This window comes from Anaerotruncus sp. 80 (assembly GCF_009936115.1).
Taxonomy (GTDB): Bacteria; Bacillota; Clostridia; order Peptostreptococcales; family Anaerovoracaceae; genus Senimuribacter; species Senimuribacter intestinalis.
This window is the reverse complement of record NZ_QWES01000017.1, coordinates 22,549-37,514: the sequence shown is the minus strand read 5'-3', so window position 1 is coordinate 37,514 and position 14,966 is coordinate 22,549. Positions and strand designations below refer to the sequence as shown.

The 14,966-nt window shown below is 45.0% G+C and carries 15 protein-coding genes and 3 riboswitches; of the genes, 14 read left to right on the top strand and 1 reads right to left on the bottom strand.

Annotated features, from left to right (window positions below; all coding sequences use genetic code 11):
• Position 1 precedes the first annotated feature (1 nt).
• Entirely contained in the window at positions 2-751 is a 750-nt protein-coding gene (locus D1155_RS09775) for an energy-coupling factor ABC transporter permease (protein ID WP_160202217.1), read from the bottom strand.
• A gap of 159 nt (positions 752-910) precedes the next feature.
• Positions 911-1,094, bottom strand: a riboswitch (cobalamin riboswitch).
• Between the two features lie 127 nt (positions 1,095-1,221).
• A riboswitch (cobalamin riboswitch) is annotated at positions 1,222-1,402 on the top strand.
• Between the two features lie 113 nt (positions 1,403-1,515).
• Here D1155_RS09775 and D1155_RS09770 point away from each other — a divergent pair.
• The 14 genes from D1155_RS09770 to hemL all read left to right on the top strand — a co-directional run bounded on the left by D1155_RS09770 (position 1,516) and on the right by hemL (position 14,960).
• Complete coding sequence (locus tag D1155_RS09770) at positions 1,516-2,547, top strand: hypothetical protein (RefSeq protein WP_160202216.1); 1,032 nt, start codon at positions 1,516-1,518, stop codon at positions 2,545-2,547.
• Between the two features lie 13 nt (positions 2,548-2,560).
• Positions 2,561-3,361 carry a sirohydrochlorin cobaltochelatase gene (locus tag D1155_RS09765; protein WP_160202215.1) on the top strand — a complete coding sequence of 267 codons (801 nt, stop codon included), beginning with the start codon at positions 2,561-2,563 and terminating at the stop codon, positions 3,359-3,361.
• 77 nt (positions 3,362-3,438) lie between these two features.
• A riboswitch (cobalamin riboswitch) is annotated at positions 3,439-3,628 on the top strand.
• A gap of 109 nt (positions 3,629-3,737) precedes the next feature.
• The gene (gene cbiD, locus D1155_RS09760) at positions 3,738-4,988 is read left to right on the top strand and encodes a cobalt-precorrin-5B (C(1))-methyltransferase CbiD (protein ID WP_160202214.1); all 1,251 of its coding nucleotides are present in this window, start codon (positions 3,738-3,740) and stop codon (positions 4,986-4,988) included.
• Positions 4,985-5,671, top strand: coding sequence for a precorrin-2 C(20)-methyltransferase (gene cobI, locus D1155_RS09755; protein ID WP_160202213.1), 687 nt, complete (start codon positions 4,985-4,987; stop codon positions 5,669-5,671). The genes cbiD and cobI overlap by 4 nt, the downstream gene beginning before the upstream one ends.
• A gap of 3 nt (positions 5,672-5,674) precedes the next feature.
• Complete coding sequence (gene cobM / locus D1155_RS09750) at positions 5,675-6,424, top strand: precorrin-4 C(11)-methyltransferase (protein WP_160202212.1); 750 nt, start codon at positions 5,675-5,677, stop codon at positions 6,422-6,424.
• On the top strand, positions 6,424-7,425 hold the full coding sequence (locus D1155_RS09745) for a cobalamin biosynthesis protein (RefSeq protein ID WP_160202211.1): 1,002 nt from the start codon (positions 6,424-6,426) through the stop codon (positions 7,423-7,425). Before cobM ends, D1155_RS09745 begins: the two co-directional genes overlap by 1 nt.
• Before the next feature lie 8 nt (positions 7,426-7,433).
• On the top strand, positions 7,434-8,426 hold the full coding sequence (locus D1155_RS09740) for a glutamyl-tRNA reductase (RefSeq protein WP_160202210.1): 993 nt from the start codon (positions 7,434-7,436) through the stop codon (positions 8,424-8,426).
• The gene (gene cobJ / locus D1155_RS09735) at positions 8,427-9,158 is read left to right on the top strand and encodes a precorrin-3B C(17)-methyltransferase (protein WP_160202209.1); all 732 of its coding nucleotides are present in this window, start codon (positions 8,427-8,429) and stop codon (positions 9,156-9,158) included. It begins immediately after the preceding gene.
• Positions 9,139-9,924: a precorrin-6A reductase gene (gene cobK / locus D1155_RS09730; protein WP_160202208.1), complete on the top strand. Its 786-nt coding sequence runs from the start codon at positions 9,139-9,141 to the stop codon at positions 9,922-9,924. The genes cobJ and cobK overlap by 20 nt, the downstream gene beginning before the upstream one ends.
• Complete coding sequence (locus D1155_RS09725) at positions 9,914-10,378, top strand: bifunctional precorrin-2 dehydrogenase/sirohydrochlorin ferrochelatase (RefSeq protein ID WP_160202207.1); 465 nt, start codon at positions 9,914-9,916, stop codon at positions 10,376-10,378. The genes cobK and D1155_RS09725 overlap by 11 nt, the downstream gene beginning before the upstream one ends.
• Positions 10,378-11,274, top strand: coding sequence for a hydroxymethylbilane synthase (hemC, locus tag D1155_RS09720; RefSeq protein ID WP_160202206.1), 897 nt, complete (start codon positions 10,378-10,380; stop codon positions 11,272-11,274). Before D1155_RS09725 ends, hemC begins: the two co-directional genes overlap by 1 nt.
• The gene (cobA, locus tag D1155_RS09715) at positions 11,250-12,725 is read left to right on the top strand and encodes a uroporphyrinogen-III C-methyltransferase (protein WP_160202205.1); all 1,476 of its coding nucleotides are present in this window, start codon (positions 11,250-11,252) and stop codon (positions 12,723-12,725) included. The genes hemC and cobA overlap by 25 nt, the downstream gene beginning before the upstream one ends.
• Positions 12,718-13,698 carry a porphobilinogen synthase gene (hemB, locus tag D1155_RS09710; RefSeq protein WP_160202204.1) on the top strand — a complete coding sequence of 327 codons (981 nt, stop codon included), beginning with the start codon at positions 12,718-12,720 and terminating at the stop codon, positions 13,696-13,698. Before cobA ends, hemB begins: the two co-directional genes overlap by 8 nt.
• On the top strand, positions 13,698-14,960 hold the full coding sequence (hemL, locus tag D1155_RS09705) for a glutamate-1-semialdehyde 2,1-aminomutase (RefSeq protein ID WP_160202203.1): 1,263 nt from the start codon (positions 13,698-13,700) through the stop codon (positions 14,958-14,960). Before hemB ends, hemL begins: the two co-directional genes overlap by 1 nt.
• Positions 14,961-14,966: the final 6 nt, after the last annotated feature.

Sequence of the window (14,966 nt, the reverse complement as noted above, 5' to 3'; positions counted from 1 at the left end):
ATTATTTGCCCTCCTTGATAAATCCGATTGATTTCAGTTCAGGTTTCGCAAAGGATTCTAAACCGATGACGATGATAACAGTCAAAATGCCTTCCACGATAGCAAGAGGCACTTGTGTCGTAGCAAAAATACCCATGAATTTCGCAAGGGAAGCGCCGACACCTCCTACTTCTGAAGGATAAGCCAGAGCCAGCTGCAGACTGGTAATGCAGTATGTAAGCAAATCACCTAAGGCAGCTGCCAGAAATACAGAAAACATTTTGTTTACCTTTAACTTTTTGCATAGCTTGTACACGCCATAGGTGATAAAAGGTCCTGCGATAGCCATGGAGAAAGTGTTCGCTCCAAGGGTAGTAAGACCGCCGTGAGCCAGCAGAATTGCCTGAAATAAAAGTACGATAATTCCCAAAATGCTGACTGCTGCAGGTCCAAAAAGGATTGCGCCAAGACCGGTTCCTGTCATGTGAGAGCAGCTTCCTGTAACCGATGGAATTTTTAGCGAGGAAATTACAAAGATAAATGCACCTGCCATGGCAAGTACAGTGATAATTTTTCTATTATCTGTAAGGGTATTTCTGATGGAGAAAAAACCCCAGATAAGAAATGGAACGCATATCGCTCCCCATACCAGACAGTAGGTTCCGGGTAAGTAGCCCTCCATAATGTGCATGGCATTTGCCGTGGGAACCATACCAAAGACCAGTGAAAAAACTGTTACAATTGATAAAAATAATTTTTGCCTTTTTGTCATAAAGTATCTCCTTTCTTGATAAACAAATGAACAAAACACGAAATGTTGTATCTCTACGCAATAAAAAATCCTGTCATTTATGACAGGTGCAGCGATAGAAAAGTATGCAAAAAATACTTTCCGTTTCGTGTTCACACCCGGTCATCGTTCGTAACCTGTGTAAATTGGCTGTATTTGGGTAGTTCTTCTGACTTAGACATCTGGCACCCTTATCTTGCCTTCCCAGTTTCCCAGTGACATAAATTAAGATAGGGCTACGTCATTACAGCGGCGCGACCGTGCAGGACTTTCACCTGCTTCTCTTTTAAACCCCTTGAAAGGGACCCTTATACATTCAATTGTAACCTCATTATATTACCGGAGGTTGTATTTTGTCAAGCGGAGGATAGGGGCAAAAAAAGATTCTGTACAAATACGATTTGATATGATACAATGTCAGCGTAGAAACGTTGATGCTTTGAAATAACAACTGAATGACAAGTATTTCTTGTCTGTTTTAACAGCAAAGAGGGAAACAGGTGCAAATCCTGTGCGGTTGCCGCCGCTGTAAGGAAGGAGTCATGCCGAAATACCACTGGACAGATAGTCTGGGAAGGTGTGCATGATGAAGATATCCGAGCCAGAAGACCTGCTTGAAATACTAGGAGTGCGCCTGACGGTTATCAGGTTTCCTAAACGACAGATACAGAAAATACGGGCTGTAGCATATTTTGCTACAGCATTTTTATTATTCTAATATTAAAACTTGCTTAGGAGAAATCAAAGTGGAAGAAAGAGAGTTAGAGCTAAGGAAGAAGCTGCTGATTGAAAAGATCAGTCGAAATCCAGACAGGAAATACGGGCAGAATGACAAAACTTCTGCTGTCTGGAAAAATTATGCATTAGCAAGTCCGGACGGCAAATGTGTCTACCAAAGCTTTTCTGATGAAGAACTGCTCGCTTATCTAAGGCGTTTAGCGTCAGAACTGGGGTATGGCCCTACGCAGGGAGAAGTATTTTGGGTACTGAAAGACTACATCAAACAAAGGTTTGGTAAATGGCCTTATGCGCTTCGTGCTGCAGGGCTTTCCGCGTCAGCAGGTAAAGGCGGAAAAACTATGGAGCAGATGGAAAAAGAGCGATTGCATAAGGAAAAGCTTCTTGACATGGTCAGAGAAAAAGCACTAGAGCTTGGGAAAATTCCGCATCCCAGAGATTTGCCTGAGGTTTGCAGGGAAATCAAAAAATATTACAGCGGCTGGACTTCTGTTATTAAAGCTGCAAAGTTGGATGCTGATTTTCTTAAAAGAGCAGTCTATAAGATTCCTGATTTAGAACTGGAATATATCAATATGCTGGAAGCAGTTAGAAATTTTGCTCATGAAATAGGACGAAGTCCTCTTCATGGAGAAATTGAACAGGCTGTTAAGCAGGCGCTCATAGAGCGATGCGGCTCCTGGCGCAATGCGCTGTTTCAGATTGATTTGGAACCGGTTCTCCGAATGGAGCCTTTTCACGATATTTATATCGACCATAGAATGACAGAAAATCGAAGGCTCCATTCTGACAGTCTCTATGGCTGCTATTATAAGGTATTGAATCTGGATGAAGATGATAGAAAGCGCCTTGGTATGGTAAAAGATATCTATCTGAAAAACGGAAAAATTCCTATGAAAAAGGAAGTGCCAAGACAGCTGCGGCAGGATTTGCACGAAAAATGCGGTTCCTGGGGTAACGTTCTCTATCAGATTGGCGTTACGCCAAAGGAATACTACGAGGAGAAAAATAAAAAGAAAAATAGTAATCAAGGAAAGTAAGAGGAATAAAAAGATGAATCAGAAACAAGACACCGCGATTCTGGTAGTCAGCTTTGGCACCAGCTATAACGAAAATAGAAAGGTCACAATAGATGCTATTGAGCAGGCAGTTGCGGATGCTTTTTCAGATTATCCGGTGCGGCGTGCTTTTACCAGTCAGATGATTATTAATAAGCTAAAGAAAAGGGATGGACTTCATATCGACAACGAAGCTGAGTCACTGCAGCATGCAGCAGCAGATGGATTCAGAAAGCTGGTGATACAGCCGACACATTTGATGAATGGAACAGAGTATCACGACCTTCTGCGCGATGTGGAAAAACATAGAGATCTTTTTGCAGCTGCAGTACTTGGAGAACCTCTTTTAACTGATAAAGAGGATTTTGAGAAAGTTGCAGCTGCCATGGTGGAAGACACAAAAGAGCATACGGATGAAAAGACGGCCGTGGTGTTGATGGGACATGGAACAGGTGTTGAGGCAAACAGGGTATACTTTGATTTGCAAGATGAGCTCAGAAAACAGGGACACCACAACTATTTTATCGCAACTGTGGAAGCGGTACCAACTCTGGAAGATATTCTTCCTGCCTTAAAGGAAGGCGGTTATGAAAAAATTGTGCTGCAGCCTTTAATGATTGTTGCAGGCGATCATGCCAATAACGATATGGCAAGTGATGATGAAGATTCATGGAAAACGATTCTGGAAAAAGAGGGCTATGCGGTGCAGTGTGTACTGCGAGGCATGGGGCAGATTCCTGCAATCAGAGAAATTTTTGCGCAGCATACAGCAAGGGCATTTGAAAAGCTTAAATAAGCATCCCGATAAACGGCTGCTTCAAGCTGGTGCAAATTGCAGTTGACAGCCGAAAACGATTGTAATATAATTCTGTTAAACAACTTGAAAATATTGGTTGATAAAATCGTAATATGGAATCAGGTGAGAGTCCTGAACAGTCCTGCTGCCGTAATGACGGAGTTTTTATGCAAGGCATATGGCCGGTCACTGGGAATCGTTCCTGGGAAGGCGCATAAGAGCGTTGACGTCAGAGTCGGAAGACATCCCAATATTTTACCATGAAAGTCACAGGATATGAGTTTTAGGGTAATAATAGTAAATTCTTCGGCGGCTGGACTCCCAAAACGGAAAAGAAGGAGACAGTGCGAAGAGTTTTACTTAATGCAAGATAAATTTGAACCCGAATCCTGTGGATTCGGGTTTTTCTATTGCAACATTATTCATTGCAGGAAAAGCTTGCAGAAAGGATAATATGGAGAAGTTTACCGTCAAAAATGGAAAAAAACTAAAATACGGTTTTACAACCGGAAGTTGCGCTGCTGCTGCAGCTGCAGCGGCAGCGGCTATGCTTTTTTCTGGAGAGAAAGTCTCTGAGGCGGAGGTTATATTGCCTGCAGGAGAGAAAACGACCATGCAGGTCAGTGAAATAGATATAGGTAAGGGTACGGTTTGCTGCACGGTGATAAAAGACGGAGGCGATGACCCTGATGCAACCCATGGCGCAGAGATTAAAGCCTGTGTCAGCAAAGATCCCATTTCATCGGGGACTTTAGCAGAAACTCGAGATCGTATTACCTTGCTGGGCGGCTGCGGCATAGGCATTATTACAGCAAAAGGCCTGCAGTGCAGCGTAGGAGAGCCTGCCATCAACCCGGTGCCGAGGCAGATGATCTTTGAAAATGTGCAGCGAATTCGCAGAAAATACGGAAAAGAGAAGGAACCTCTATATATAGAAATTTCTGTGCCTTGCGGTGCGGAGATTGCAAAAAAAACATATAACCCAAGACTTGGTATTGTTGGAGGAATTTCTATTCTGGGAACGACAGGTATTGTCGATCCTATGAGTGAAAAGGCTCTTGTCGATACGATTAAGACTGTGATCGACAAACAGTATCAGGAGAATCCGAAGCGGATTCTTATCGCCCCGGGAAATTACGGCAGGGAATTTTGCCGTGAGCATCTGGGACTGGATATCGCAAAGGCTGTACCCATCTCTAACTATATTGGAGAAGCTTTGGATTACATTAAGTTTAAGGGGTTTGAGGAAATACTTCTGGTAGGTCATACTGGCAAGCTGATCAAGCTGGCAGCAGGGATTATGAATACCCATTCCTCTTACGCTGATGGCAGAATGGAGATTATCGGTATGCATAGTGCCGTTTGCGGTGCTGACTGCGATACTGTAAAAGCAATTGCAGAGTGTATTACCACCGATGAGGCGTTTGCTCTGATTCAGGAAAAAAATTATTATGAGGAAGTAAAAGCAAGGATTTTGGAAAAGGTTCTGTACCATCTCCATTTCAGGCTGAAAGGACAGGTGAAAGTTGAGACGGTATTGTTTACTACAGATCGAAACCATATTATGAAAAGCCCTGGTGCAGACCGGCTTGCTGAAATGATACGAAAGGATATGAAACAGATATGAGTGGAAAATTTTATGCAGTAGGACTGGGACCGGGAGATCCACAGCTGCTTACAATGAAAGCCATCAATGTAATGAAAGATTGTCATGTTATTGCAGTGCCAAGAAGCGGAGCAGCAGAAAACGTGGCACTGAAAATTGCGGGAGATTTCATCTTGGACAAGGAAATCCTGGAATGCGATATGCCCATGATTAAAGATAAAGAAGAGCTTAATCGCTGTCACGAGAGATCTGCTGATGCCATTTCCGAAATTTTAGAGCAGGGAAAGGATGTGGCGTTTCTGACCTTAGGAGATCCGGCAATTTACAGCACAGTCATGTACGTGCATAGAAAACTCGCCCAGCGGGGCTATCAGACGGCTATGGTGCCGGGCGTTCCGTCCTTCTGCGGTGCGGCGGCCAGTCTGAATACATCTCTTTGCGAACGTGAGGAAATGCTGCACATCATTCCGGCGACCTATAAAGGAAGTCAGGCAGAAGAACTGGAAGGCACGAAAGTGCTGATGAAGTCAGGCAAAACCATCATGAAAATCAAAGACCAGCTGGCTGACAAGAAAGCTATGATGGTAGAATGTGCCACCATGGAAAATGAAAAGGTATATCAGGACCTAAAAGAACTGAGAGAGCAGTCCAGCTACTTTTCACTGATTGTAATTCCATCGGAAGACAGACAAAAGGAGAGTTAAACTATGATTTATTTTATCGGAGCAGGTCCGGGCGCTGCAGATTTAATTACTGTCAGAGGGGCGGAACTTCTAAAAAAAGCAGACGTTATCATTTATGCAGGTTCTCTTGTGAATCCGGCACTTTTAGATTACGCTGGTAAAGACTGTAAGATTTATAACAGTGCTAAGATGACTTTGGAAGAGGTTATTGCGGTGATGAAAGAAAACAGGGGAAAGGAAGTAGTCCGGCTCCACACAGGAGATCCTTGTATCTACGGCGCGATTAGAGAGCAGATGGATATTTTAGACCGGGAAAATATGGAATATGTTTCTGTACCCGGCGTCAGCTCCTTTATCGGTGCTGCAGCAGCATTAAATGCAGAATACACTTTGCCTAATGTGAGTCAGACAGTCATTTTGACAAGAATGGCAGGAAGAACCCCGGTTCCTGAGAAAGAAGAAATTTCTAAACTGGCTGAACATGGAGCAACCATGGTAGTATTTCTGACCTCCACCATGCTGGCTGAGCTTTCTGAACGACTCATTGCAGGCGGATACGCACCGGACAGCCCGGCGGCGATTGTTTATAAGGCAACCTGGCCGGACGAAAAGGTGGTTCGCACCACGGTGAAGGACATCGCAAAAGCTGCAGAAGAAAATGGTATCAACAAAATGGCACTGATTATGGTAGGCGGTTTTTTAGGCAGCGAATACGAGCGCTCTAGGCTCTATGATCCGTCTTTCACTCATCTGTTCAGAGAGGCGACAAAATAATGAAGAACATCAGTATTCTGGCATTTACGGCTAGAGGACAAAGCCTAGCAGAGAAAATTGCAGAAAGGCTGCAAGAGACGTGCAGTGCGGAGATTTTCGATAAAAGAAAAGAAAGCGCAAGAGAATATCTGAAAGCAAACTTTGAGAAAAAAGACACTTTTCTCTTTATCTGCGCGGCAGGCATTGCCGTTCGCCTTATTACACCGCTGATTAAAACCAAGGATCAGGATCCGGCAGTAGTAGTCATGGACGAGTTTGGCAGATTTTCCATACCGCTGCTTTCCGGCCATCTGGGCGGCGCAAATGAAGCGGCGGCAGAGTTTGCAAAGGTGACGGGAGCGGAACTGGTGCTGACTACGGCTACCGATATCAACGGACAGTTCGCAGTAGATGTATGGAGTAAATATGCAGGCTGTCATATTATGGATATCAGCAAAATCAAGTTGATATCATCAGCGATTTTGCGAGGAGAAAAGGTGGGGATTTCCAGCGCATTTCCCTTTGAGGGAAAATTGCCGCAGGCTCTGACTCTAGATGAAACGGAAAGTGGTATTTGTGTCAGCCTTGCCGGAAATCAGAATGTTTTTCAAAATACCATTAATCTGGTGCCGCGCATTGTTACTATCGGTGTCGGATGTCGTAAAGGTGTCAGTGCAGAGGTTTTTGAAAGGTTTATTTTGGAGCAGCTGGCAGATAAGCACATTGCGATTGAAGCGGTAGAACAGCTGGCTTCTATAGATTTGAAGAAATATGAAACCTGCATTCTGGCATTCTGCGACAAATATAAGATTCCTTTGGTTACTTATACGGCAGAGGAGCTGCAAGAAGTGCAGGGGTGCTTTGTACCATCAGCACTGGTCAAATCAGTAACGGGTGCTGATAATGTTTGTGAGCGCAGCGCGGTACTGGCGAGCAATTACGGAACAAAAATATTATCAAAGACCAGTGGAAGCGGCTGTACCTGCGCCCTGGCTATGAGAGATTGGAAGTGTAATTTTTGAATATCATTATGTCATATATTGATTATAACATGGCGGGGCTTAGAGAAAGAGAGATATTCTCCTGTACAAAGACGCAGACTGCAGAGCTTTATGATAAGCTGAAGGAAAAAGAGGAGATACTGGGGGCGGTTCTCATTGCCACATGTAACAGGACAGAGCTATATCTGTCTCTCAAGGACGAAGCAGTATTAAACCCTTTTAAGGAGCTTTGCCGGATGATAGGGGTTGAGTATGGGACTTACGCCTATATGAACCGGACACTGACAGGCGATGATGCGATTATCCATCTGTGTAAAGTGGCAGCGGGTGCTGAATCTCAGATTTGGGGCGATGATCAGATTGTGACACAGGTAGATGATGCGCTGAAAGCTGCCCAAAAAGCGGGGGTGACAGATACTCTGCTCAATGTCATTTTCAGAAATGGTGTTAGTGCGGGAAAAAAGGCAAAAACTCTGGTGGATTTCAAGTTTGATGACAATTCAACTGCTTCTCGGGCGGTCAAACTGATTCGTACCAATCCGGCACTGAAAAAGGTGCTGGTCATCGGAAATGGAATGATTGGACGTCTGGTTGCGGAAATTCTGGTAAAAGAGGGCTTAGAAGCGACGATGACCCTTCGTCAGTATAGGCATGGAGAAAACATCATACCGCAGGGTGTGAAAACCGTCAACTATGGGGAACGTTATCATGCGATAGAGACGGTTGACGCTGTTGTCAGTGCAACTTTAAGTCCCCATTACACTGTATCTATGGAGGAAATCAGCCGGTTGAGCAGAGTACCGGAGGTGTTTATTGATTTGGCTGTACCCAGAGATATTGACCCAAGGGTGGAAGAACTTGCGCATGTGCGTTACTATGATATAGATAATTTGGGCACAGATGTGAGAGACACCCGTATGGAACAGCAAATGAAAGAAATTGAATTGATTATAGAAAAATACATGGACGACTTCCACAAATGGTATAGCTTCAGGGAGCGTCTGTCGAAAGAGGATATCTAAATGAAAATATATGTAGTGGGCATCGGCCCGGGTAACAGGGAATATATGACGCCGCAGGCGAAGGAAGCCATTGAGAAAAGCGATGTCATCGTAGGCTACACTCTGTATGTGGATCTGGTACGGGAACTTACAGAAGGAAAAGAAATTAAATCGACAGCTATGAAGCAGGAGGTAGATCGCTGCAAGCTGGCGCTGGAGTCTGCTCTGAAGGGAAAAACAGTGGCTTTTGTCTGCAGCGGAGATGCTGGCGTTTACGGAATGGCAGGAATTATGGCAGAGGTTGCAGCAGAGCATCCTGAGGTGGAAATTATTACTGTGCCGGGTATTACAGCAGCCTGCAGCGGTGCAGCAGTTTTAGGAGCACCGCTGATTCACGACTTTGCAGTTATTTCTCTGTCAGACCTTTTGACTCCGTGGGAAAAAATTGAAAAAAGACTGCATCTTGCGGCGGAGGCTGACTTTGTGGTCTGTCTTTATAATCCGAAAAGTAAGAAACGTTACGATTATGTCGACAAAGCAGCAGAGATTATGAGCGCTTTCAAAGGCTGGGATACGCCCTGCGGTTATGTAAAAAACATCGGAAGAGATGGCGAAACAGGGGTGGTATGCACTCTTGCTGATTTAAAAAATAATGAAGAAATAGACATGTTTACCACTGTCTTTATAGGAAATAGTCAGACGAAAGTCATCAACGGAAAGCTGGTAACACCTCGTGGATATCAAGACGTGTAAGAAAAAAAGAATACTGGTCTTTGCGGGAACTTATGAGGGTCATCAGCTGGCAAAGGCTTTTGCGGAGAGGAAATGGCAAAGCAGTGCGGATTTCTGTGTTGCTACGGATTACGGAAGTGAAATGCTGACAGATATACCGGGGCTTTCTGTTCTTGAAGGAAGGTTGAACCTTTCAGAAATGGAAGAGCTGATGGCTGCCGGAGATTACGGTCTTGTCATTGATGCGACACATCCTTACGCAAATCTTGTCACAGAAAATATTCGAGGAGCCTGTGAGAATCAGTCGATTTCATATTTGAGGCTTCTGCGAGAAAAGGGAAACACCGCAGGTGAGGGTATCATAGAAGTCGCTACCATCGAAGAAGCTGTGAATTTTTTAAATCGAACTGATGAGCGGGTGCTGCTGACGACCGGTGCCAAAGAGCTGTGGAAATATAGTAAAATGAAAGGTATCCAGGAAAGAGCAGTTGCAAGAGTGCTTCCATCGGTTTCATCTGTTGAAAGCTGTATAGCAGCAGGTATCGCTCCAAAAAATATTATCGCTATGCAGGGTCCTTTTATAAAGGAAATGAATCTGGCGGTTATGAAACAGTACGGCTGCCGGTGGCTTGTGACAAAGAATACGGGAAAACCAGGCGGCTTTGATGATAAATTGTCGTGTCTGGAAGAAGGCTTTAGAATTATTGTGATTGGAAGACCCAGCGAGGAAGCAGGATATTCCTTTGAAGAGGTGATAAGAAAGGCAGCGGACTATTATGAAAAATAGATATTTTCCGGTCTTTGTACCATCTGAGGGGAAGAAGGCTGTTGTATTTGGCGGCGGCAATATCGCAACCAGAAGAGTTAAAACTCTGCTGGAATTTGATTTTGAAATTACTGTCATAGCGCCAGAGATGGCAAAGGCGCTGAGAAATCTGACAGCAAATGACAGACTGACTTTGATTACAGACATTTATAAAGAAGAATATTTGCATGACTGCTATATGGTGCTTGCCTGTACTGATAACAGACAAGTAAACAAGCAGATTGGAGATGCGGCAAAGAAACGGGACATTTTGGTAAGTGTTTGTGATAATAGGGCAGAGTGTACTTTTTATTTTCCGGCTGTCGCAGCGGGGGAAGAGGTTACTGCAGGTATCTGCGGCAGCGGACTTTCTCACAGCGTTACGAAAAGAGCTGCAGCAAAAGTAAGAGAAATCATAAAAGGAAAGGCATACTGATGAAAGTAATCGTAGGAAGCAGAGAAAGCAAACTGGCTGTGATTCAGTCAGAGATGGTGATAGATGCCATTAGAAAATTCGACAGCACCATTGATGTCGAATTGGTGACTATGAAGACCACCGGCGACATCATATTAGATAAAACATTGGATCAAATTGGAGGGAAAGGTCTTTTTGTCAAGGAGCTGGATAAGGCTTTGATGGAGAAAAGAGCTGATTTAACAGTGCATAGTCTGAAGGATATGCCGATGGAGGTGGCTGGCGATCTGCCGCTTCTGGCGTTTTCCGAAAGAGAGGACCCAAGAGATGCGCTGGTTCTGCGGGCAGGTCTTGAAAGGCTGCCGCAAAATCCAATCATAGGCTGCTCCTCAAAGAGAAGGAAACTGCAGGCGCAGAAACTGTATCAGACAGCGGATATCAGACCGATTAGAGGCAATGTGCAGACACGCCTTGCAAAACTGGACGAAGGACAGTATGACGCTATTATTTTAGCTTATGCTGGGCTGAAGAGGCTAAACCTTGAAGCGCGAATCAGCAAGCTGTTTTCCACTGAGGAAATTCTGCCGGCTGCATGTCAGGGAATTTTGGCAGTACAGGGAAGGAAGGGTTATGAGGTTCCTTTTCTTAAGGATTTCGCAGATGAAGAGGCGAGATTAGTCGCATTGGCAGAAAGAAGTTTTGTCCGGACTTTGGACGGCGGCTGCAGTTCACCGGTTGCAGCATATGCTGTAATTAACGGTGATGAAATCACTATAAAGGGCTATTATGTAGACGAAGAAGAGAACCAATACATAGATGAAATAAAGGGCAGCAAATATCAGGGTGAGAGTCTGGGAAGAGAGCTTGCTCTGAGGATGAAAGGAGGCAGCGCATGGGCACAGGAATCGTATATTTAGTAGGTGCAGGTCCAGGAGATAAGGAACTGCTTACAGTGAAGGCTGTGCGGCTGATTGAGGAAGCGGACGTTATCGTCTACGACCGGTTAGTCAGTGAAAGCATTATGGAACTGATTCCAGATTGCTGCAGACGCATCGACGTAGGTAAAAATGTAGGCAATCATCCAGTTCCCCAGCATGAAATCAACAAAATCCTTCTGAGAGAGGCGCAGGCCGGTCAAAAAGTAGTGCGGCTCAAAGGCGGCGACCCATTTGTCTTCGGCAGAGGGGGAGAAGAACTGGAGCTATTGGCAGATAACGGAATCCCCTTTGAAGTAGTACCGGGCATCACATCTTCTATTTCAGTGCCGGCCTATGCAGGCATTCCAGTAACTCACAGAGATTTTTGCTCGTCGCTGCACATTATTACAGGGCATGCAAAGGAAGGCGCCGATCTTGCTATCGATTTTGACGCGCTGGTACGGCTCAAAGGAACACTGATTTTTATGATGAGTGTGTCGACAGTGGGCCGCATTGCAAAAGGTTTACTTCTTGCAGGTATGGAAGAAGACATGCCTTGCGCTGTGATTGAAAATGGAACCTATACAAAGCAGAGAAAGTTCATTTCAGATTTAGCACATATAGAAGAAGCTGTAAGGCGTAATGGGGTGAAATCTCCAGCAGTCATTGCTGTGGGCAGGGTTTGTTCTCTCTCAGACAGATTTGACTGGTTTGATGGAAGACCACTTAAAGGCAGACGAATTCTGGTGACACAGCCAAAAAGTAAAGCTTCAAAGCTAGAACAAAAGCTGCGGAATCTGGGTGCGGAAACGAAGCTATATCCTTGTATCAGGACTGATTTTATCAGACCTATGGCACCTGATTTTGAAGGATATGATACCCTCGTATTTACCAGTACCGAGGGCGTTCGCTCCTTCTTCAGTTGGCTTTTGGAGCAGGGGAAAGATGTTCGGGTGGTTTCCGGCAAGCGCTTTGCTTGTATCGGCAGTGCTACAGCAGCTGCCCTGAAGGAATTCGGTCTGACAGCAGATTTTCTGCCTTCTGTGTACGACGGTGAAACTTTGGGACGAGAGATGGTTGCAACGGGCTTTGTGGACAAAGACAGCAAGGTGCTGCTGCTGCGGGCAAAGATAGGAACAGCTGATTTGACTGAAGCGCTTGATGCAGGAGAAATAACGTATCTGGATTACCCGGTTTACGATACCGCATATGTAGAACATGAGGAGATTACAAATCTGGAAGACTGGGACTATGTGACTTTTACAAGTAAATCCTGTGTAGATGGTTTTGTGAAGACACAGAGCAGAGATCATTTTGCAGGGGTAAAAGCCCTTTGCATTGGAAAACAGACTGCAGCAGAAGCCGCAAGGTTTGGCTTTGATACAGTCGTTTCAAAGGTAGCTACTATCGATAGTATGGTAGAAAAGGTAAGGAGTAAGTGCAATGATTAACAGACCTAGAAGACTTAGAGCAAATCCGCTGATTCGCGGTATGGTGCGGGAGACCAGGGTGTCAGCTGACAGCCTGATTTATCCTATTTTCTTTGAAGAAGGAACTGATATAAAAGCTGAAATTTCCGCGATGGAAGGGCAGTATCGTTACAGCCCGGATAGAGCAAAGGAAGTCATCGACCAATGTTTGCAGCACGGCGTTAATAAGGTGCTGCTGTTTGGTATTCCAAAGGAAAAAGACGAGAAGGGCAGTCAGGCTTATGCCGAAAACGGCGTGGTTCAGCAGGCTGTACGCGCGATAAAGGAAGAATACGGAGATCAGATTTATGTGATTACCGATGTGTGTATGTGTGAATATACTTCCCATGGACATTGTGGTATTCTTTGCGGACATGACGTAGACAATGACGAAACTTTGAAATATCTGGCGGCTACGGCAGTTTCTCATGCGGCGGCAGGCGCTGATATGGTTGCACCTTCTGACATGATGGACGGAAGAATTGCTGCGATTCGCGCAGGCCTTGACGAAAATAGCTTTAAAAACGTGCCGATTATGAGCTATGCAGTGAAATACGCTTCAAAATTTTACGGTCCGTTCCGTGAAGCTGCAGGCAGCGCACCTTCTTTTGGCGATAGAAAAACCTATCAGATGGATTTTCACAACATAAAAGAAGGCATCAAAGAAGCAATCATCGATGAAGAAGAGGGTGCAGACATTCTCATGGTAAAGCCGGCGCTTTCCTATCTGGATGTAATCAGAGAGCTTTCTTATGAAACCAATCTGCCAATTGCAACCTACAGCGTCAGCGGTGAATATGCTATGATAAAAAATGCTGGCAAAGCAGGGCTTGTGGATGAGTACGGCATCATGTGTGAAACGGCAGTTTCCATGTACCGTGCAGGTGCAGACATCATCATGACCTATTATGCCATGGAAATTGCAGATGCGATAAAGAGAGGAGATATCGGCTAATGAAGAGTTCACAGCAGCTATTTGACAGAGCAAAAAAGGTGATGCCCGGCGGTGTCAACAGTCCGGTAAGAGCCTTTAAGTCCGTAGGTTTAACACCGCGATTTATTGAAAAAGCTTGCGGCAATAAGATTTATGATATTGAGGGAAAAGAGTATTTGGATTATGTCGGATCATGGGGACCGATGATTCTGGGGCATGCAGATCCGAAAGTGATTGCCGCTGTACAGCAGAGAGTCAGCAAGGGTCTCAGCTTCGGTGCATGCACAGAACTTGAGGTGGAACTGGCAGAACTGATTTGCGACAATATTCCTCACGTAGAAATGATTCGTATGGTAAACAGTGGTACTGAGGCAGTCATGAGTGCGCTGCGCCTTGCCAGAGGCTATACGAAAAAGAGCAAGATTATCAAATTCGAAGGCTGCTATCACGGACACAGCGATGCTATGCTGGTAAAGGCAGGCTCCGGCGCCATGACCTTTGGCGATCCGGATAGCGCAGGTGTAACCTGCGGTGCAGCAGCGGATACACTCCTTGCGCGGTATAATGACCTTGCCAGTGTAGAGCTTCTCATGGAAAAAAACAGAGACGATATTGCTTGCGTCATTGTGGAGCCGACAGCTGCAAATATGGGCGTTGTACCTGCAGAACCTGGATTTTTACAGGGGCTGCGTAATTTATGCGACCGATTCGGTGCACTTTTGATTTTTGATGAAGTGATAACGGGTTTTCGTCTTGCTTTTGGAGGAGCTGCTGCGTACTTCGGTGTGACGCCGGATTTAGTGACCTATGGAAAGATTATCGGCGGCGGTATGCCGGTGGGAGCCTATGGGGGCAGAAGGGAAATTATGGAATGTGTTTCACCTCTTGGCAGTGTGTATCAGGCAGGAACTTTATCGGGAAATCCTATCGCTATGACTGCAGGCATTGAAACACTGCAGCAGCTGCTAGTTAACCCTTCCATTTATGATCGAATCAATGAAATGGGACAGTATCTGGCAGACGGTCTGCGCAGCGCCAGCGGCTTTACGGTAAATCACATAGGCTCGCTGGTCTGCATGTTTTATACAAAGGAGCCTGTCACAGATTATGACAGCGCTTGCAAATCGGACACGCAGGGATTTGGTCACGTGTTCAAAGAGCTTCTTGAGGCAGGCATCTACGTGGCACCGTCACAGTATGAGGCGATGTTCATAAACAGCTGTTTTACAAAAGAAGAACTGGATTTCACCATTGAGTCTTATAAAAAGGCATTGAAGAAATAGGGAAGT